Here is an 18,272-nt window from a genome sequence, read left to right on the forward strand (position 1 = left end):
AGTTTGGCGCAACAATGCCGATTTCGGGACTGTCAACATGACTCGGAACCCGGTTGTGCCATCCAAGAGGCGATCGCTGAAAAAACTTTGGATATTGAACGATTTTTCAGCTATCAAAAGCTGCAAAATGAGCTAGAATATTTGTCTCGAAAACAGGACCAAACAGCTCAATTAGCGGAAAAGAAACGCTGGAAAAAGATTCACAAACAACTCAGGAACCTGAGTAAGGGATAAAAAAAGAAACCGGTGGGGGTTCAAACCCCCGCCCTGTCAAGGTGGTAAATTTAATGACGAAAAATCGTTGTTTCATGTAGGGGTAGGGTCTCCAAACCCTCTGATCTGATGTAGGGGTTTGGTCTCCAAACCCTCTTGAGGCTACAAATAGGGAGCGTCCCAATGCTCGCCTCCCTCACCCTAAATCCCTCTCCCAAAGAGGGAGAGGCCTGTCCGGGGCTCAGGGCTCCGGGGGATGAGGGCAGACTGTCCAAACATCAGATGCTCCCAACGCAACAACCTTTAGTAAAGGAGAAACCCGGTTTCTGGTCCCCTTACTATAGAGCGTTTACGAATTTAATCTGCACCTTCTTCATCCACATACTCGACTTCATAACCATCTCCATCGATGCCATCATCACCATCTCGATTAGAATGTCCTACGGAGTTGGCAGACACCACCGCGCCGAGTTCTAACTGTTCTCGCACCTTCTTCTCAATTTCATTGGTGATTGGGAGATTTTCTTCCAGATACTTCAGGGAATTATCCCGTCCTTGACCAATATTATCTCCGTTGTAGCTATACCAAGCGCCCTTACGATTAATCACGCCGGTTTCTTCAGCTAAATCAATCAAGCATCCCATATTAGAAATACCCTTGCCGAACAAAATATCAAATTCAGCAATCCGGAATGGCGGCGCGACTTTATTTTTTGCCACCTTAACCTTAGCCCGAATTCCGTATTCTTCCGTACCTTTTTTCAAGGTTTGAATCCGGCGGATATCCAGACGAACCGAAGCGTAGAATTTGAGCGCATTTCCTCCGGTGGTGGTTTCCGGGTTGCCGTAACCGCCAATTTTTTGCCGTAATTGGTTGAGGAAAATCACTGTACAGCCGGATTTACCAATATTTCCGGTAATTTTCCGCAACGCATGACTCATTAACCGCGCTTGTAACCCGATGGAGGGGTCGCCCATTTGTCCCTCGATTTCTGCCCGAGGGACGAGGGCCGCTACGGAGTCAATCACCACGAGGTCCACTGCCGCCGATCGCACTAACTGATCAGCAATTTCTAGGGCCATTTCTCCCGTATCCGGTTGAGAGACGAGTAAATTTTCGATATCAACCCCCACTTTCGCGGCATAACTCGGGTCGAGGGCGTGTTCCGCATCCACAAAAGCAGCTAGTCCCCCAGCTTTTTGAACTTCTGCAAGCGCGTGGAGTGCTAGGGTTGTCTTACCTGCACTCTCCGGTCCGTAAATCTCAATGACGCGGCCTTTGGGCAACCCGCCACCTAGGGCTAAATCGAGAGTGAGCGCCCCTGATGGAATCGTTTCGACTCTCATCTTGGTGGCATCACCCAGGCGCATAATCGCCCCTTTGCCAAAGCAGCGCTCAATTTGGGCCAGCACTACTTTTAGGGCCTTGTCTTTTTCAGAATTCGCTGTGCTTGCTGTAGCCATTATCTTATTTTGGGACTTGCGGATTGGGTATGTTGACTATCTATTCTACATTACTTCAGCTTGGGCTGTGGGGGGTGCAGGAAAGGTTAAAATTGTTTTAAAAATGGAGTGGCTTCTCCCCCTGGTGGCGGCCTAGCTCAAAATGTTGTAAAAGTCTTGCTGATTATAGCTTTTATTGTTTAGTCCCTGCTCAAACCCCTGAGAACTGTTCATGAATGAGTCGAACGCTTATCAAATGCTGACGGATACGGCCCTATCGGTGGCTGGATTGACTGCCTACATCCAAGAGTTGTTGGAGTTGGATTCTCAACTGCGGCAAGTCTGGGTGATGGGGGAGGTTTCTAGTGCCAATCGCCATCGTAGTGGGCTGTTTTTCACGTTGCAGGAACCGGATGGGAGTGCGACGATTCGCTGTGTGGTTTGGAGTTCTCAGTTGGAAAAGTTGGTGCAGATGCCTTCAAGGGGGGAGCAAATTTTGGTGTTGGGTAGTATTCGGATGTATCCGAAGCGGGGAGAGTATCAGCTAACGGTGTGGCAGGGGTTTCCGGCTGGGGAAGGGTTGCAGGCCCTCCGATACCGCCAGTTGCGATCGCGCTTGGAAACTGAAGGGTTATTTGATGCTGACAGAAAGCGCCGGTTACCTCGTCATCCGCAGATTGTGGCGGTGGTGACTTCTCCCCAGGCGGCAGCATGGGGCGATATTCAGCGGACTCTCAATCAGCGTTATCCGGGATTGCGGGTGTTGTTGTCTCCGGCAACGGTCCAGGGGGAACAGGCCCCGGCTTCGATTGAGGCGGCGATCGCCCGGGTGGAGGCAGACAATCGCGCTTCTGTGCTGATTTTGGCCCGGGGTGGGGGTGCTTCTGAGGATTTGGCTTGTTTTAATGATGAACGGGTTGTGAGGGCGATTTCCCAATGTTCGATTCCGGTGATTACGGGAATTGGACATGAACGGGATGAGTCTCTGGCGGATTTGGTGGCGGATGTTCGTACTTCCACTCCGACTGCGGCGGCTGAAATTGTGGTGCCAGAATTGGCGAGTTTGTATGCTGAACATCGGTCCCGGGTGGAACGGGTAAAAGCGGCGATGGTTGAGCAAATGGCGCAGGAAGTAGAGGGGATTAATTATCTGCGATCGCGTTTATATCGGTTACCGTTAGAACGACAGCTTAAAGAAGACTGGCAATCTTTGCAGTGGCTACAAAAACGCCTGGTGCAAGTGACGTTACAGCAGGGCGATCGGGCGCAGCAGCGTTGTGAGTTGTTACGGCAAAAGTTAGCGACTCTGGACCCGCAACAGGTGTTACAACGGGGTTATGCGGTGTTGAAGAAAGAGGATGGGGCGATCGCACGCAGTAGCAGGGAGTTAGTGCCTGGGGATGAGGCGATCGTGCAACTGGCTCAAGGTCAGGTTAAGGTGCAAATTACGGAGATTTTGGAATAATTTTTATACATCTGGCTGCTGTCATCATTAAAGAGGATCAACTCATCCTGTGGAAAGCGCTTTATGACCGGTGAACCGGCGCTGAAGATATGCCATAAGGGGGAAGCAATGGCGGGACGATTGGGGCTCAAAATGTAAGGCAGTACCGTTGAGTCTTGATCATCCAATCATGTTAAAACAAATCCCAATCAAAGTAAAATTGAGGAGAACGGCTTACCTAGGGGGGTTCCTCTTAGGTGCAATGATGGCGATCGCTGACCCGATTTTCGCACAAGAGGAGATGCCGATGCCTCAACCCTCACCGGCAACGGAGGAGAGTCTATCGGGGTTGAATGAGCCCTTTTTTGCTGATGTCATGGTCGAAGGCAGACCGATTTTTCAAGTCGGCAGTGTGGGAAATATGACGGCAAGAGAGCGCGTACAGATTATCAACCGACGCATCTCCAGTTTGAGGGGTCAATCTGAAACTTTAGATTCGATTACGGTTCAGTATAAGCAGGCCGAAAATTATGCAACTTTGCAAGTCAACAACCGCGTGATTATGACGGTAATCCAGCAGGATGCTGAGGATTTTGGGGTTGACAATGCTCAAGTTTTAGCCAGTCAGTGGGCGGAGGAATTAAATCAAGCTCTTGATCGTCCTCCCCTGGCGATCGATGTTGCCCAACGCCTGAATGCCACGGTGCGGAATTTAATTCAAGATGCAATTAGTAACTTACCCTCGTTGGTGGGAGCATTAATTGTCATTTTATTAACCTGGGGCGTGGCAATTACTGTTCGTCAGATTGCCTATAGTTGGGCGCAAAAAACCGAAGGCGATCGCAGTACAGAATTGTTGATTTCTCGATTGGGTTATGGGGCGATTTGGGTCATCGGCTGGGTGATTGCCTTGGGGGTTTTAGGACTCGATTTTGCTGCATTACTCGGTGCATTAGGACTCACCAGTGTGGCAATTGGTTTTAGTTTAAAAGATGTTTTAAGTAACTACATTGCCGGAGTTATTTTACTCGCAGTTCGTCCATTTCGGATTGGGGACCAGATTGCGATCGATGAATATGAAGGCACCGTCACCGAAGTTCAACTCCGCACCACCACGATTAAAACTTATGATGGACGGCTGATTTATATTCCGAATCAAGAAGTTTTTTCATCCAGCATTACGAACAATACTGCTTCACCTCGGCGACGCACTTCGGTGATGGTTGGTGTTGATTATGAAGCTGATATCAATCAGGCAAAAGCCGCGATTTTAAAAGCCCTATCCGAACTCGACTTAGTAGAATCCAGTCCGGCACCGGAAGTCCTCGTTCGCGAATTAGCCGCTAGTACGATTAATTTAGAAATTCGCTTTTGGGTGGATTCGCGACGAGCAGAGTTTCTGGAGATGACCTCTCAAGGCGCTCAAAGAATTAAAGAGGCATTAGACTCAGCGAATATCGAAATGCCGACGGAGATTTATACCCTGAATTTCCGCAATTTGCCTCCCTCGATTTCTGCCTCGGTTAATTCATCCCCACCCTCCGGCTAAAGCCTGGGGCTACCAGAGTATAGCCCGCCTGCGTGGGCTATAAATTGCCCTAAACAAATCAGGTTAACCGATGGATTTTGGAGAGGATTCCCCCCAGGGAGATGGAGAGGGATGATTGAGAGGATTGTAGCGGTGAAATTGAGTCAATACCTATCTAGGGACTGATTTACACGGGCCTGGTTTATGCTACAATTATATAATAAATAATACCACAGTTTTTACTCAATTTGGAGATAAAATCATGAGAAAATTTACTCAATCACACTTGCCCGCAGTATTTGTGAGTTTATTGGCGATCGCCGGAGGATTACTAACGGGAACTGCCCAAACCGTTGCCGCCACAACTCCCTCCTGGCAACAGGCACAGGCAACCGAGAGTTTCTGCCGTCGCACCCTCACCTCTTCGGGATTAATTATCCGCCAAGGACCGAATACCAACTCTCCCCAGGTGGGATATGTTCCCTTTAACGAACAAGTGACTCTCGTCCAAGGATTTCAAAGTATCCAAGGACCCCAGGGACGCCAGTGGGTCGAAATTGCCGCCCCCCTGCGCGGATATGTATCCAATGGCTATGACAATAGCAGCAATTTGGGCTACTGTGTCGAACAGATGGGAACAACTCCCGTAGCGACTACCGGAGCAACCCCGGTGAATTTGTGCCGAGAAGTCAATGGCGATCGCGCACCCCGAGGGTTAGCCATTCGCGAAAACCCATCCCGCCTTTCCGCCTATAAAGGTGGAGTTGATGCTGGGGGACGAGTCACCTTAGTTGAAAATTATCAACTCGTCCGAGATCTCAATGGCGAACCCCGAGATTGGGTTCAGATTACATTCCCGATTAATGGCTATATTTCCGCCGAGAGTTTAGCCGTCTGCCCCCAAGGTTAATGGGGTTGAATGAGAATAAATAATCCCTCTTTTTCCAAGCAAAAGGGGGATTATTTTAGGATTTAATTTGAATAAAATCAATGAATGAGGAACATTATTTGGGTGTTATTCTAAAACAGCGACTGCTTCAGACATGGGTTGATACATCGGACTAGAAAACGGCTCGAACCCTTGCCAATCAACGGTCAAATTGCAGAGTAACCGCATTGGCAAAAAGGCTGGTGGCAGATTAACACGCTCTACGGTAATCGTTACAGCATGAGGATTCTGCTGGAAAACTTCAAAGATATCCTCTCGCCAATATCTGGGGCAGTAACCGACCAAATGAGCATCCTCAGTCCGTAACATCAAGGCAAGGCGATCGAATTCATTCTGGAAGTCATGCATCAAGAATAGCCGATCGCCCACTTGCAGAGTCAGAATGCGATCGGCACTGGCAGAAGGCAAATATCGTAATCCATGAGTAAAAAAGTAGAGATGATACCGTCCGCGATCGTCTAATTCCGGATAGGGAAACAGAGCAAAATGATCGGTAACCTTAGTCCCCCCACGGCGAGAAAGCATTGCCATTGGGTCGTATTCCGACTCGGGCAGATTTAACCAACTCATGTAATCTGGATAATCAGGGCGCGATCGCCTTAAAATTCGATTGGAGAAAAAGGCAAAGAGTTCAGTAGATTCATAGACTTTTTCTAAATCTGGAAAAGAGAACAATCCTTCAAAACTCGATTTTTCCCGAGCCTCTTTAACGCCTTGGAGATATCGAAATTGATAGGTTTCTCCCGAGTGAGTTAATTGGGCGATCGCAAACCAAGCCCGACTCCTTGGATCTTGCCAAGCAATAAACAATTTTTTTAACATAACCCCTCTTTTACAGTATTTCCTGGATTGATGAGGTGCAAGCCTCGAAACGGCCATTCCCTTGTCAAGCAGCGAATCCAGAAACCATTTGCACCTCAGCCGACTAAAAATGCGATCGCTGCATTAGCCTCATTGCTCCTATTCGTGGGAAAAGCGGTTGCATCCAACTTTACAAAACTTTACTGTTTGCCTGAGTGCCTCTAGGTTGAAGCCAACTCCCAAAAACTTGACATTAGCGTGTATTCACGCTATATTAGGCGTAGGCCCAGCCTAGGGGTAGTCGCTTTTATGACTGCCGCAGCAAAACCGCTGATCAGGCGGTTTTGTTGTTTTTAAAGATTATCAAAGCAGTAATATTTAATACCGATTGTTGGAATCTGACTCGGTTCCAGGCAGCAGTCTACCAGTAAATTGGCTTCCTGTCATGCTGAAAAAGCACGGTTATTCGGGGACTTTTTGATGTAAACCACGGGGTATAAGCATAAGTCCGCAAGTTGCATGACCAAGCTTTGTTTTGTTTTACTATCAATTCCCCGCAGCAACCTAGAAAGATGGTCTTCAGACAAGGGGGAGTATTTTTCTGAGCGGCTGGAATCAAAAGGATTACCTTGCGATCTCAACTCTTGAAAGTATTGCTTTAGCAGTCGGTCTTCTTTTTTGCCTGCGGCTTCAAAATACACCATCACTGTCCCATTATGAAGTTCGGCATACTTTGCTGCACGTTCAACCACTATAGAAAAAGCACTTTTCATCATTTCCCAGGTATTTTCACCATACATTTCTAAATAACGGTTAAGGTAACCATCGCGAGAAACGACACAAGCATGAACCAGAATAGGACATTGAACAATGGTACTTGTAAGATCTTCCAGAAAACGATTTTGTTCCTGCGGGGGAAGCTTTTCCAGCCAAGCAAACTTTTGTTTTTTGGCTCGAATTTCATTACCATGTAAGGGGGTATCTTCAGGAATGTCCCACCGTTTTTTAAAGTCCTTTAAAAGGTTTTTTATAATCTGTTCGTTAGTCCTTTGAATTAAAACCCCGCCCATCGCAAAAAAAGGAGCCGGATCTTTCGGGCTAGGTTTTGGGCTGCCAGAATCATCTAGGTATAGTGCAAACTCTATAGGAGGGTTCTTTGTAAGCATAATTTATAGCATCAAGATTAATTACCATCTTCCTTTATACCACTCTTCTGCGCCAGTGGCGATGCCAAAGCTAACGCACAATCCCTGTTGTATCCTTCTTGGATAGAAAGCTTTCCCCAGAATCATCAGCCATCCCAACTGCTCCCTGCGATTTGAATGAAAAGCCGATCGCCTTTTTTTCCCTTCCCAAACTCTCCTACTCCGATGCTAACCGAGTCAGCCATTGATCCGCTTCTTTATACTTGCAAAACTTCTGCTCATCTTGGCGGAATTCTCGGGTATGCACATTTAAGCGTCCATTCACCCATTTTCCCTCATGCTGTTTGTGGAGCAACTCGTGATACAAGACGAACTCAACCACATATTCTGGAACCCGATCGCTGTCTAAGCTAATACTCAACACCACGCGATCGCGTCCGCGTTCATAATGGCCGAATTTGCGGGTGGTAAAGGACCGATTCCAACTTAAGCGCGGTTTGAGCATTTTTCCGCCAAAATACTCTCGGTTGAGGGTGTGAAACAGGCGATCGAGGTTGTAGCATTTCCCTTGGGGATTCTCAGCTTCTGTATCAGCAATAAAATCCAGTTCTAACACCACTTCGCTGTATTCTTCGGAAAGAGCATACTCTTTAATGACTTGACTATCTTCTTGATTTTTTCCCAAAAATGCTAATCTAACCAGGGCGTATAAAATCTCATCAGTGGCGTTGACAAAGGCTTCATTAATTTGGGCAATTGCCTCTAAGGGGCCAATTTTTCCTTTGTACAAATGGGTCATATTCGTAAACTCAACCGCGATTGTTTTGCAGGGATGCTGCATCTGAGTCCACAGCATTTCTTCTGCCCGCTTCTGGGTGCGTCTTGTGGCACTGAGATGGCGTTCTAAATTCGACTCGTCGGTTAAAAATTTCATCCAAGCATAAGTCTGCCTAGAAGTTTTATTTAATTGAGCGGGGGTGGCATTCTGTTGAGTGCAGATTCCTTCAATTGTGGCAACGGTTTCTTGAAGACTCTTGAGCAGTTGTTGTTTTTGTGAATGACTGTTTTGCGGATTGGCAACAGTGGAGGCGATCGCTGCTAAAACCTGTCGTTGTTGATTGCGAATATTTTTTAGGCGAATCGGTTGTACAGAGACTGAGGGACTATTGTGGGATCCGACTGGCAGGTTGGATAAGTCGATTTGTGCCAAAAACTCATACGCTTTGCGCGAGGGCGTCGGGAGTTGCGCGGGACTCATATTGGCGTTGGCACAGATTTCGTCAATCTTGCCGAGGGTTTCTTTGATGAATCCCTGAAAACTCAGCAGGCGACTGGGGGGGACTCCTGCCTGTAACTGACTTCTGGCGATTTGTGCTGCTTTGACGATTCCCTGAATCCGAATCATGCCGTTTCCTCCTGGGGCGATCGCCTTGGCGATTCATGTTTGAGGGTAACAGCAAAGGGATTGCTGCTGCAAATTCTCCACCGAGAGTGATCCCCGGAAGAAAACCCGTTGTTGTCGGGAGAGAATTTTCAAAACTAAATCAGCTATTGCCAATTTATAATTAGGGATAAAAAATTTATGAATTTCAGTAGTTTAGATGTTAAATTGGCTGCACTTTAGGCTGAAGCCCTTATGGGACAAGGGTTTTTAGAGAAAAACCCAAAATATTAACACAATCTTAAGATTGATCCCCAATAATGTAACAAAAGGTTAATATCAAAGAGAGGGTTGCACTCAGCGCAGCCCAGTGCGGTGGTAATTTTATAGAAAAGAGGCTCTGAACAATGGCTCAACTCCAGGCTCCCGAAACAGCTATAGGTAACAGTACGGAGATTCTTTGTTGCTACGTTAACATGACAAGCAAAATTCAGATTATCCGAATCTGTAATATTGCCAATTGGTATTTTGAACGGGTCATGTTTCCCGGTCAACGGCTCCTGTTTAAGGCCACTAAGCAGTCTCTGTTAGAAGTGCATACGGGAGGAACGGCAGGGGCGATTCTCTCGGATACGATTCCGTGCGATCGCCTGATTTGTGATGAATAGAAACAGGTTTAACTGGCTATTTTTTTTTGAGAAATAAAAGAAAGATGGGTAACCACAGATTACACAGATTACACAGAATTAATCAGTGAAAATCTGTGTAATCTGTGGTTAATTTTTTTAAAAGGATTGCTGATGAGTGAACTTCGGGCTTTGATTTTTGATGTGGATGGGACTCTGGCGGAAACTGAGCAAGATGCTCATCGTCCCGCGTTTAACCGGGCATTTTTGGAGGCGGGATTAGATTGGGAATGGTCGGTGGAGTTTTATGGAGAATTACTGGAGATTGGCGGAGGGAAGGAACGAATTCGCCATTATGTGCAGCAGTATCAGTCAGATTTTCCGATTCCTAATCAGGATTTAGATCAGTTTGTTGTTGATGTGCATGAGATTAAAAATAAGTATTTTGGTCAGTTGGTGGTGGATAGAATTCCCTTACGTCCTGGGGTGATGCGGTTGATGCAGGAAGCAAAACGGGAGGGAGTGCGTCTGGCGATCGCTACGACTTCTGATCCCCATAATGTAGAGGCGTTGTTAAAAAGTGCGATCGCACCGGATGGTCCTGACTGGTTTGAAGTGATTGCTGCTGGGGATATGGTTCCAGTTAAAAAACCCGAACCTGATATCTATCAATATGCACTCCAGGCTTTAAATTTACAACCAGAGGATTGCTTGGCGATCGAGGATTCCAATCAAGGATTATTAGCGGCTCAATCTGCGGGGTTAAAGACAGTAATTACGATTAATAATTATACCCGCAATCAAGATTTTTCCGGGGCAGAATTGGTAATAGATGCTCTCGGGGAACCGGCTGAACCCTTTACGATTTTATCTGGGGATGCTGGTGATGCAACTTATTTTGATTTGGCATTGGCGCGAAAGTTGCATCAGAGGGGGTGAATTGTTTGTTTTGTTGCCACCAATTGCACTCGGTAACGACTGAAGTCGTTACTACGAACAATTAAGAACGAATGTAGGGGCGATTCGCGAATCGCCCGCGAAAATGGGTTATAGGGAATCAATTTTTCGGGCGGTTTCTGATAGGTTCGCTGAACGTTGACCTTGCGATCGCGCTTTTACGCAGATTAATCCAATGGGAGTTGACAAAATATCCGCTAAAGTGGCTTTTTTGGCAACGGCTTTTAAGGTATTCAGGGGTAACTCTTTTAACACCCACCGAGTTAATCGATAAAGATATTCCCGTTGGTCCAACTCTCTCATCAACTCAATCCCGTGCAATTCATGTAAGTAACGATTAGATGTACCATATCTGCGCCATTGACTTTGTAACTCTTTTAAGGTTGTCCGATGTCGATGTTTGACGATCGCAGTTGGGGCAAATTCTAACCTCCATTCCGTTTCTCTGAGGATGCGCCAGCAGATATCCGCATCTCCTCCCGTTGTCAGATAACTCCGGAATAACCCAATTTCGGCAAAAATAGACCGGCGAATCCCCAAGTTAGCTGTTTGTCCGTAGGGACAAAAGGGATGGGCTAAGGTATGTTTTTGGGAGAGGGTTTCTTCCCGTTCGGAATGTTGTTCTAAAAGAGTTTTTCCAGGTAAGGCAGCAATTTCTCCAACGACAATTCCAATTTTGGGGTTAACAAAAGGCTGAATTAAGGATAATAACCAGTTGGGTTCGGGGCGACAATCTGCATCAGTAAAGGCGATAAATTCCCCCGTGGCGGCCCGGATGCCAGTGTTGCGGGCGGCGTAGGAACTTTGGATTTGCGGTTCGCGATCGGGACGAAGGGTGATTTCCCGGGTGTTTTGAAGCGCATCTTGGAGGAGGGTTGGGGTGCGATCGCTGCTATTATTATCCACAAGAATATACTCTACCTGGTTCGGGGGATAGGTTTGCGATCGCAGGCAGTCTATCAAGTCCGGTAAATCCTCTTCGCCATTATAAACTGGCACCACGACGGATATCTGGGGAAGAAAGTTAGGCGGCATCGGTTGGGGTATTATTTCAGGGTTCATAGGAATTTATAAAATAATGATTTTAACTAATTTTAAATGACAATGGCGCACAATTGTGCGCCATTGGAGGGGAGTTTTCGCGCCGAAGCGGAACGCGAATTAACCTAAAGTCAGACCGAGGATAGCCAGAACCCCACAAATCACATAAAATGCAGCGACAATTTGCAATTCTGACCAACCAATCAGTTCTAAATGATGGTGAATAGGAGCCATTTTAAACAACCGTTTGCCAATCCCATTCGGTCCTTTAGTCGCTTTATAATAAAGCACCTGGGCAATCACCGAGAGGGATTCCACAAAGAACAGTCCACTGATAATAAATAAAGCCCAAAGACTATCACTGGTAAGGGCAACTGCAGCTAAAGCACCGCCCAAGGCCAGAGACCCCGTATCCCCCATAAAGACTCGCGCTGGGTTGCGATTATAGGCGACAAAACCCAGACAACTACCACTGATGCAGGCACAGAAAATTCCTAAACTGGGATGGGTGGAGGTGACTAACGCACCGAGTCCAAGAAAGGCAACTGCCCCGGTTCCCCCCATCAATCCATCCACGCCATCGGTTAAATTTGTGGCATTACTTTCCGCAACCAGAACGAATTCGGCTAGGACCCAAAAGAAGAAACCTAACGGTAAAACAATGCCAAAGGGGAGGGTAATATTGGTAATGGTTGGGGGTTGAGTTAAAGCTAATGCCAAACAAAAGAGTGCGCCAAAACCGAATTGTAAGGCCAATTTCATTTGGGGAGAAATGCCTTTATTCGACTTACGCCTGAGAATTTGCCAGTCATCCAACCAACCAATGAAACCATAACTGAGAGTGAGGGCGATCGCGGCGATCGCCGGAGGTGCAAACCCCGACCAAATCAGCGCCACCAGGGTTGCCACCGGAATAAAAAACACCCCGCCCATTGTCGGAGTGCCTGCTTTTTTCAAATGACTTTGAGGACCATCCTCTCGAATCACTTGTCCAGTTTTGAGTCGTTGCAGTGCCGGAACCACCCAGTACCCAACGGCAACCGTTGCCAAAGTACAGGCAAACAGAGGTAGGGTCAAGGTTTCACCAAAATTGGCGACTCTCCCACTCAACCCATCTAGGATGAGAGATGCCCCAGTCACGGCAACAGTTAAGAGCCAAAATAAACGAGTTCCTGACAGGTTCAACGACTGAACCGATCCCATTTTTGCGTCCACTGATTTAATATCCTCACTCCACACAGACTGTTACTCCAAGCTCGGCTTCCGCTTCTCCGGTGAATCTCCATATAAAATGCCCCAAAACCCAGAAACAGACTCAAACGGGAGGGTTGTAAATCAAACGGGTTAGGGGTCACCCACCCCCAATCATTTACCCTCCTTTACAGGGGTAGTTTTTTTGACAACCGTGGCGAATCATCCCAAGAGACCTCTCCCCGGCCCTCTCCTGCAAGGAGAGGGAGAATAAGGAAATTTTTTTCTTGCTGGAAGGGTCTTTCAGGCTCCCCCTTCCCTCGTAGGGAAGGGGGTTGGGGGGTTAGGTCTCTATGATTCGCCCCCAGAGTCCAAACACAAAAAGTCCGAGGTTTAGTCTTCCTCGGCTGACTCATTATCATCATCATCGTCGTAGGTGGTATCTTCCACAGACATCAGTGCAGCAATTTCTTCTTCATCAATAGCATACTCACTCTCTTTTTCCTCCCGGGCAATCAAGCGACCATTGGATTCTAGCCAATCAAGGATAGACGTTTCTTGTTGCAAAGGAATCACATCAGCAATTTTATAACGAGATTCTTCGCGTAGAGACGGGTTGTACATCTAAAAACTCCTGAAAGTAAAGTCGCTCAAACTTAACGAGATCGGGCAAACTGTAGCGGGATTGGGTGTCCCTGGGAGTGACCCCTTCCAGAGCAGAACTTTGGAAACTCCGGCCGTATAGACCCTTGTCAACCCCTGTCAACAGCTTCTGGGAAACAGAGACGACCGGCTGACCCTTAACAGTACCCCTTGATAATTTTATCGGAAATCGAGTCATTCCCCCAGTTTTGGACCGAGAAAGAATCAACATCTGCTGCATCTGCAACAAGATGGCATCCATAATGATAAGAAGCTGCTGAGTTGAACTTGATTGAGGAAGTCTGAGATGATTGGAAAAACGGAATTATTAGAGGCGATCGCCGGGAAAAATCGCGGAATACTCGCCACACCCTCCCAAAAACAAGCGATTCTCGCAGCGGTTTCCCAACTGGAGGACCGCAACCCCACCCCCCGTCCCGTGGAAGCAGCAGATCTGTTAGAGGGAAATTGGCGACTGCTTTACACCACCAGCGACGAACTCCTCCGTCTCGATCGCTTCCCCTTGGCAACCCTAGGCCAAATCTATCAATGCGTGCGTCCCAATCAAGGCAAAATTTATAATATTGCCGAAATTTCTGGACTCCCTTACTTAGATGTTTTAGTCAGCGTAGCGGCTCGATTTGAAGTCGTTTCTGAACGGCGAGTTGAGGTAAAATTTGAGCGGGCTGTTGCCGGATTGCAGCGTCTAATTGGGTATCAATCTCCCAACGCCTTCATCGACCAAATCGAAACCGGCAAAAAATTTCTCGCCCTGGATTTCCAAATTCCCACCGGAGAACAACAAGGGTGGTTAGATATCACTTATCTCGATAACGACTTACGGATTGGAAGAGGGAATAAAGATAGTATTTTTGTATTAACCAAATCATGATGAATGCCAACGCAACCCGAGAAGATTTTCCCGTCAATAGCCAAAATCGCCTCTCTCAAGGTCAGCTAAATATGCTACAAACTTGCCCGCGCAAGTTTCAATATACTTATCTCGAACATCTCTCTTCCCCCGTCACCCCCGATCAGCGAGAAAAAATGGCCTGGGGGAGTCGCTTTCATCTGTTAATGCAGCAACGCGAACTCGGGTTACCCGAGTTCGCGTTATTGCAAGCAGATGAACAAATGCAGCGTTGTTATACGGGGTTACTTGAAGCTGCACCTGACCTGTTTGAACCGAAGTCTCCTGGAAATCGCCAATTTCGGGCAGCGGAACATCGGCGCATTATGAATTTTCAAGGGTATTTATTCACGGTTATTTATGATTTAATTATAGCCGATGAAACCCGCGTTCAAATCCTGGATTGGAAAACCTATCCTCTGCCAAAAAAAGACCGCACCTTAGAAGAGAACTGGCAAACGCGCTTGTATCCGTTTGTGTTAGCAGAAACTAGCGATTATGCACCGGAAGACATTACCATGACCTATTGGTTTGTGCAATCTGCCGAAACCGGCGATCGCCCTTCCAAGTGCGAATCTTGGACTTTACAGTACAATCGCCTTAAACATCAACAAACCGCACAGTATCTCACTCATTTGTTAAATCAGTTAAACAGTTGGACTGAAGACTATGAACGCAGAAAGCCATTTCCCCAAGTTGCTGTAACAGAAGGCATCTGTTACTCTTGTCCCTTTCTCACCCGCTGTCAGCGTGGAGGCGATTCTGAGTTCCGGGTGAATGAAGGCGATCGCATTACGGCTTTTTCTGACATTGAAGAAGTAGAACTATAGGTCAGTCTCCCGTCCCTCCCCAAGACATCGGGGAGGGTTACCAGAAATCTACTGAACTATCTTCCCAACAATCTTCCGATATCTAACCCAAATCACAATAAAAATCACCGCAAATAGAAACAATATTATCCATCCTATCAACAAAACCAAGAATTGCCCCAAAGGCGGAATAAACTCACGCAATCGAGACCAGGTAGCGAAAATATTCCCCTGCATCAATGCCGAAATTCCATACAGTAATTGAACTTCTATCCCATCCGGTCCTAATTCAAGTGCCCGTTTAATCGCAGGTTCCGCCTGTCGCGGATGCCAACCATACAGATTCACAAATCCTAAATAAGCATAAGCATAAGGATTTTCTGAATCCAGTTGCACTACTCGTTCAAATGCCGAAATTGACCCCTTTACATTCTGCTGTAAAACCTGACTAAAAGCTAAATTGTAGGCTAATTCTACATTATCTGGTTCTTGTTTTAACCGATATTCTAGGGCTTTTTCCGCTTGAATCAGATAATCTTGAATTGGGTCATATTGATTCACCCGTCCCATCTCATTAAAAATAAACTCCAACGCCTTTGGTCCTTGGGGTAATGCCGCAGACAGCGATCGCAATTGCGTGATCCAATCCAGTTCCGGTGCCGGAGTCGCCGTTGCTGCCGGATTAATGGCGATCGCCACCGTCGGCACCTCAATCCCCTGAGTTTCCCCAGTTTTTCGATTCAAATAAGTCGCCGCCAAGGTATAAGTTCCCGATGCCACATCCCCGGGAGGTAACATCGCCATCCGTTCTATCACCTTCGCCTGTAACGGTGCCGTCATCGCTTGTAACTCACCTTTGCCAATCCCATGATCATGCAACCAAGAATCACGCAACGAGGTAGATGCTGCTGGACTCTGCAACTGCCAAGTTAAGACAACCACTCCATCCCGCAACAAGTCCCAATCTCCCGTCCATTCATAACTCACCGGAATCGGAACCCCAGGAGGAGATTCTGGCGGAACCGTGACGCGATCGAGGGTAATCATTCCCTCTGTTGCAGACGCTTCCACTGCCTCAACCGTGACCATCGGCAGACGATGATGATACAAATTGAGGGTACTCTCATCGGGTAACGGCCAACTCGCCGCTAAATCAAATTCCCCGCCGGTTTCCACAAGTGCGACGATCGCCCCTTGTGCCTCCGTCGGGACCGAACCTTGATTTCCCGTCTTGGTCAAAAACCAATCCAGCGATCGCGCATCTTGTGAAACGTGCGATCGCCTTGTACCCACCTGCCTACCATAGACTTGAAACTGTTGCAAATTTCCATAGTAATTCAAATTATGCTGATTAATCATCGGCGTCGAAGGTAACACCCCCAAAGTCGATCGCAAATAGGGACTGGTTTCCATAATTTCTGCGATCGCCTCGCGATGCGGCCAATCCAGTCCCCGATAAGCATGATGAGAGGCTACAATATCCGGATGCCATTCATAAACCGGCCATACATCGGCCAAAATCAACACCAGCGCCGCACTACAAGTCCCCCAACGCACCCATTTTCCCCAATTGCGGGGAAACAGCATCAATCCATAAGCTAACACTAAAGAAACAACGGGTAGATAGGGGAAAACATACCGAAAATCTTTATTTAGAATTAAAGAAAAGAACACATAAGACCCTATCCAAAAAACAGCCAACCATTTGAATGGAGAATTAAAATGGCTTTTCCAAACCGGATTTTCCAAATCTGCTGTCAACTCAGTCAAGTGGCGATCGCCTCGGGACCGCCACCAATAGAACATAAACCCAACAACAGGAACGACCAGAAACGGCCACGATACATGATGGGGGAGTTGTTCTGCATAAAATGTCCAAGCGGGAAGAGTATAAATGGCCGGGTCACCTTCTGCCACTGCCGCCTGAATTGCCGCCCGTTGACTCCCCGTGAACACCAGCAACCAATTGGTGCGATACCAGGGATACATCACTAACCCCGTCACCAATGCCGCCACCATTAACTGTAGGCATCTGACCCAACGCCGGTCTTTAATCGTACTCACAATTACCCAGACAATGGGTGTGATGAGAAAGAATAAAGCCGTTTGTTTGATCATCAGTGACAACCCTACTGATAATCCCAAGACAATCGCCCAAAACCAAGCTTGACAAGCGGGAGACTTCAGAAAAAAAGACCTGTCATGTCGAGGGAGATTTTTCGAGGGTAAAGATGCCAATTCTAACGGTTCTGTAACCTTCCACAGGGTTAGAGAATAGAAAGAAAAAGTAACTAAAGCAGTCAGGGGAAAATCCAGGAGAAAATCCAGACGGGCATGATATAAACCGGGAAACATCAGACATAAAGCTGCGGCCCAAACGCCAATTTGGGGGTTAAACAGCAATCGACCTAAACCATAGACGGAAGGGAGTAAAATGGCGCTAAAGAAGAGGTAAACCAGGGTGGCATGGTCCGCCTCAATCCCAAATAAATTGTGAAAAAATGCAGTCATGATGTAAGTCCCCGGTGGCATTTTAGAGGAGAGTAACCATAAACTGCGCCACCACTCCCCGGAAAACCACTGGGGGGTTTGTAATGCCTGCCCGTAGTTTAAGGCCCCAGTCAAATAATCGGCCTGATCCCAAGAGGGGATTGAGCGATCCAGGGCAAACCAGAGGCGATCGCAGAATGCCCCTAGCAACCATAAACCGGCGATCGGCAACCAACCGTGATGTTTTTGATAGTTCTTCACCCGCCAAAATCCTCCTGATTTTCATGGATAGTTAGTAATCGCCACCCGGAACGCTGTAGATACACCAGGGTACTGCAAATTCCCTCCCACTCAGCAGCAATCCTCACCGGATTCTATGCTAGATTGCCATCTATATCATGGTGATCACCGATGGCAGACCCCAAAAATCAATTTTTCCTTTCCCCGATTTCTGTTCAGTCTGCCAGAAATTTTATGGAGTCGCTTGAGTTATCGTTTCTTCATGGTTAAATCTTTTATGGTCAACTTCCGCCTAGTCTCGATTCTTCCCGCCACCGCCTTGGCGATCGCCATGAGTGCCGCCAGTGTTGGCGCTCAAAATATGTACAACCCCATCCGGTTGCCATCCAACAATGAAGTCACAGATACCTTATCTGAACAAGATATTCCCACCGGACAAGGTGGATTTGCCCGGGATTATAT

Annotated in this window: 15 protein-coding genes and 2 pseudogenes; 9 read left to right on the top strand and 8 right to left on the bottom strand. The window is 47.1% G+C overall.

Features of this window, described 5'->3' with window-relative positions; translation table 11 throughout:
* Positions 1 to 234, top strand: a pseudogene (locus J0895_RS02360) (ribosome small subunit-dependent GTPase A); the annotation flags it as partial.
* Between the two features lie 336 nt (positions 235 to 570).
* Here the strand turns inward: J0895_RS02360 and recA are convergent.
* Positions 571 to 1,677: a recombinase RecA gene (gene recA, locus J0895_RS02365; protein ID WP_207086536.1), complete on the bottom strand. Its 1,107-nt coding sequence runs from the start codon at positions 1,675 to 1,677 to the stop codon at positions 571 to 573.
* A gap of 211 nt (positions 1,678 to 1,888) precedes the next feature.
* Here recA and xseA point away from each other — a divergent pair, with 211 nt between their 5' ends.
* The 3 genes from xseA to J0895_RS02380 all read left to right on the top strand — a co-directional run bounded on the left by xseA (position 1,889) and on the right by J0895_RS02380 (position 5,538).
* The gene (gene xseA, locus J0895_RS02370; RefSeq protein WP_207086537.1) at positions 1,889 to 3,121 is read left to right on the top strand and encodes an exodeoxyribonuclease VII large subunit; all 1,233 of its coding nucleotides are present in this window, start codon (positions 1,889 to 1,891) and stop codon (positions 3,119 to 3,121) included.
* Positions 3,122 to 3,290: 169 nt separating this feature from the next.
* Positions 3,291 to 4,649, top strand: a complete 1,359-nt coding sequence (locus tag J0895_RS02375) for a mechanosensitive ion channel family protein (RefSeq protein ID WP_207086538.1) — start codon at positions 3,291 to 3,293, stop codon at positions 4,647 to 4,649.
* Positions 4,650 to 4,890: 241 nt separating this feature from the next.
* Entirely contained in the window at positions 4,891 to 5,538 is a 648-nt protein-coding gene (locus J0895_RS02380; RefSeq protein WP_207086539.1) for an SH3 domain-containing protein, read from the top strand.
* Positions 5,539 to 5,643: 105 nt separating this feature from the next.
* Here the strand turns inward: J0895_RS02380 and J0895_RS02385 are convergent, their stop codons facing one another.
* The 3 genes from J0895_RS02385 to J0895_RS02395 form a co-directional block, all read right to left on the bottom strand.
* Entirely contained in the window at positions 5,644 to 6,399 is a 756-nt protein-coding gene (locus tag J0895_RS02385) for an HIRAN domain-containing protein (protein ID WP_207086540.1), read from the bottom strand.
* Positions 6,400 to 6,821: 422 nt separating this feature from the next.
* The gene (locus tag J0895_RS02390) at positions 6,822 to 7,544 is read right to left on the bottom strand and encodes a DUF3800 domain-containing protein (protein ID WP_207086541.1); all 723 of its coding nucleotides are present in this window, start codon (positions 7,542 to 7,544) and stop codon (positions 6,822 to 6,824) included.
* 196 nt (positions 7,545 to 7,740) lie between these two features.
* Entirely contained in the window at positions 7,741 to 8,928 is a 1,188-nt protein-coding gene (locus J0895_RS02395) for a M48 family peptidase (RefSeq protein WP_207086542.1), read from the bottom strand.
* A 383-nt stretch (positions 8,929 to 9,311) separates the two neighbouring features.
* Between J0895_RS02395 and J0895_RS02400 the strand changes: the two genes are divergently transcribed.
* On the top strand, positions 9,312 to 9,572 hold the full coding sequence (locus J0895_RS02400) for a DUF1830 domain-containing protein (protein WP_207086543.1): 261 nt from the start codon (positions 9,312 to 9,314) through the stop codon (positions 9,570 to 9,572).
* 132 nt (positions 9,573 to 9,704) lie between these two features.
* Entirely contained in the window at positions 9,705 to 10,469 is a 765-nt protein-coding gene (locus J0895_RS02405) for an HAD family hydrolase (protein WP_207086544.1), read from the top strand.
* Positions 10,470 to 10,577: 108 nt separating this feature from the next.
* Here J0895_RS02405 and J0895_RS02410 read toward each other — a convergent pair whose 3' ends face one another.
* From J0895_RS02410 to J0895_RS02420, 3 genes are all read right to left on the bottom strand, one after another.
* Positions 10,578 to 11,549 carry a glycosyltransferase gene (locus J0895_RS02410; protein ID WP_207086545.1) on the bottom strand — a complete coding sequence of 324 codons (972 nt, stop codon included), beginning with the start codon at positions 11,547 to 11,549 and terminating at the stop codon, positions 10,578 to 10,580.
* Between the two features lie 99 nt (positions 11,550 to 11,648).
* Positions 11,649 to 12,731, bottom strand: coding sequence for a phospho-N-acetylmuramoyl-pentapeptide-transferase (mraY, locus tag J0895_RS02415; protein ID WP_207086546.1), 1,083 nt, complete (start codon positions 12,729 to 12,731; stop codon positions 11,649 to 11,651).
* A 381-nt stretch (positions 12,732 to 13,112) separates the two neighbouring features.
* On the bottom strand, positions 13,113 to 13,343 hold the full coding sequence (locus tag J0895_RS02420) for a DUF3134 domain-containing protein (RefSeq protein WP_207086547.1): 231 nt from the start codon (positions 13,341 to 13,343) through the stop codon (positions 13,113 to 13,115).
* A gap of 325 nt (positions 13,344 to 13,668) precedes the next feature.
* Between J0895_RS02420 and J0895_RS02425 the strand changes: the two genes are divergently transcribed.
* Together J0895_RS02425 and J0895_RS02430 are read left to right on the top strand one after the other, a co-directional pair.
* On the top strand, positions 13,669 to 14,253 hold the full coding sequence (locus tag J0895_RS02425) for a PAP/fibrillin family protein (protein WP_207086548.1): 585 nt from the start codon (positions 13,669 to 13,671) through the stop codon (positions 14,251 to 14,253).
* Entirely contained in the window at positions 14,250 to 15,101 is an 852-nt protein-coding gene (locus tag J0895_RS02430; protein WP_207086549.1) for a PD-(D/E)XK nuclease family protein, read from the top strand. Before J0895_RS02425 ends, J0895_RS02430 begins: the two co-directional genes overlap by 4 nt.
* A 48-nt stretch (positions 15,102 to 15,149) precedes the next feature.
* Here J0895_RS02430 and J0895_RS02435 read toward each other — a convergent pair whose 3' ends face one another.
* Positions 15,150 to 17,831: a phospholipid carrier-dependent glycosyltransferase gene (locus J0895_RS02435; protein ID WP_207086550.1), complete on the bottom strand. Its 2,682-nt coding sequence runs from the start codon at positions 17,829 to 17,831 to the stop codon at positions 15,150 to 15,152.
* A 115-nt stretch (positions 17,832 to 17,946) separates the two neighbouring features.
* On the opposite strand from J0895_RS02435, the pseudogene J0895_RS02440 reads away from it, so the two are divergent.
* Positions 17,947 to 18,272: pseudogene (locus J0895_RS02440) on the top strand (pre-peptidase); the annotation flags it as partial.

This window comes from Phormidium pseudopriestleyi FRX01 (assembly GCF_017313335.1).
Taxonomy (GTDB): domain Bacteria; phylum Cyanobacteriota; class Cyanobacteriia; order Cyanobacteriales; family Laspinemataceae; genus Laspinema; species Laspinema pseudopriestleyi.

Coding starts and splice junctions, on each gene's coding strand:
- recA (WP_207086536.1), bottom strand. CDS start 1,677: ATGGCTACAGCAAGCACAGCGAATTCTGAAAAAGACAAGGCCCTAAAA.
- xseA (WP_207086537.1), top strand. CDS start 1,889: ATGAATGAGTCGAACGCTTATCAAATGCTGACGGATACGGCCCTATCG.
- J0895_RS02375 (WP_207086538.1), top strand. CDS start 3,291: ATGTTAAAACAAATCCCAATCAAAGTAAAATTGAGGAGAACGGCTTAC.
- J0895_RS02380 (WP_207086539.1), top strand. CDS start 4,891: ATGAGAAAATTTACTCAATCACACTTGCCCGCAGTATTTGTGAGTTTA.
- J0895_RS02385 (WP_207086540.1), bottom strand. CDS start 6,399: ATGTTAAAAAAATTGTTTATTGCTTGGCAAGATCCAAGGAGTCGGGCT.
- J0895_RS02390 (WP_207086541.1), bottom strand. CDS start 7,544: ATGCTTACAAAGAACCCTCCTATAGAGTTTGCACTATACCTAGATGAT.
- J0895_RS02395 (WP_207086542.1), bottom strand. CDS start 8,928: ATGATTCGGATTCAGGGAATCGTCAAAGCAGCACAAATCGCCAGAAGT.
- J0895_RS02400 (WP_207086543.1), top strand. CDS start 9,312: ATGGCTCAACTCCAGGCTCCCGAAACAGCTATAGGTAACAGTACGGAG.
- J0895_RS02405 (WP_207086544.1), top strand. CDS start 9,705: ATGAGTGAACTTCGGGCTTTGATTTTTGATGTGGATGGGACTCTGGCG.
- J0895_RS02410 (WP_207086545.1), bottom strand. CDS start 11,549: ATGAACCCTGAAATAATACCCCAACCGATGCCGCCTAACTTTCTTCCC.
- mraY (WP_207086546.1), bottom strand. CDS start 12,731: ATGGGATCGGTTCAGTCGTTGAACCTGTCAGGAACTCGTTTATTTTGG.
- J0895_RS02420 (WP_207086547.1), bottom strand. CDS start 13,343: ATGTACAACCCGTCTCTACGCGAAGAATCTCGTTATAAAATTGCTGAT.
- J0895_RS02425 (WP_207086548.1), top strand. CDS start 13,669: ATGATTGGAAAAACGGAATTATTAGAGGCGATCGCCGGGAAAAATCGC.
- J0895_RS02430 (WP_207086549.1), top strand. CDS start 14,250: ATGATGAATGCCAACGCAACCCGAGAAGATTTTCCCGTCAATAGCCAA.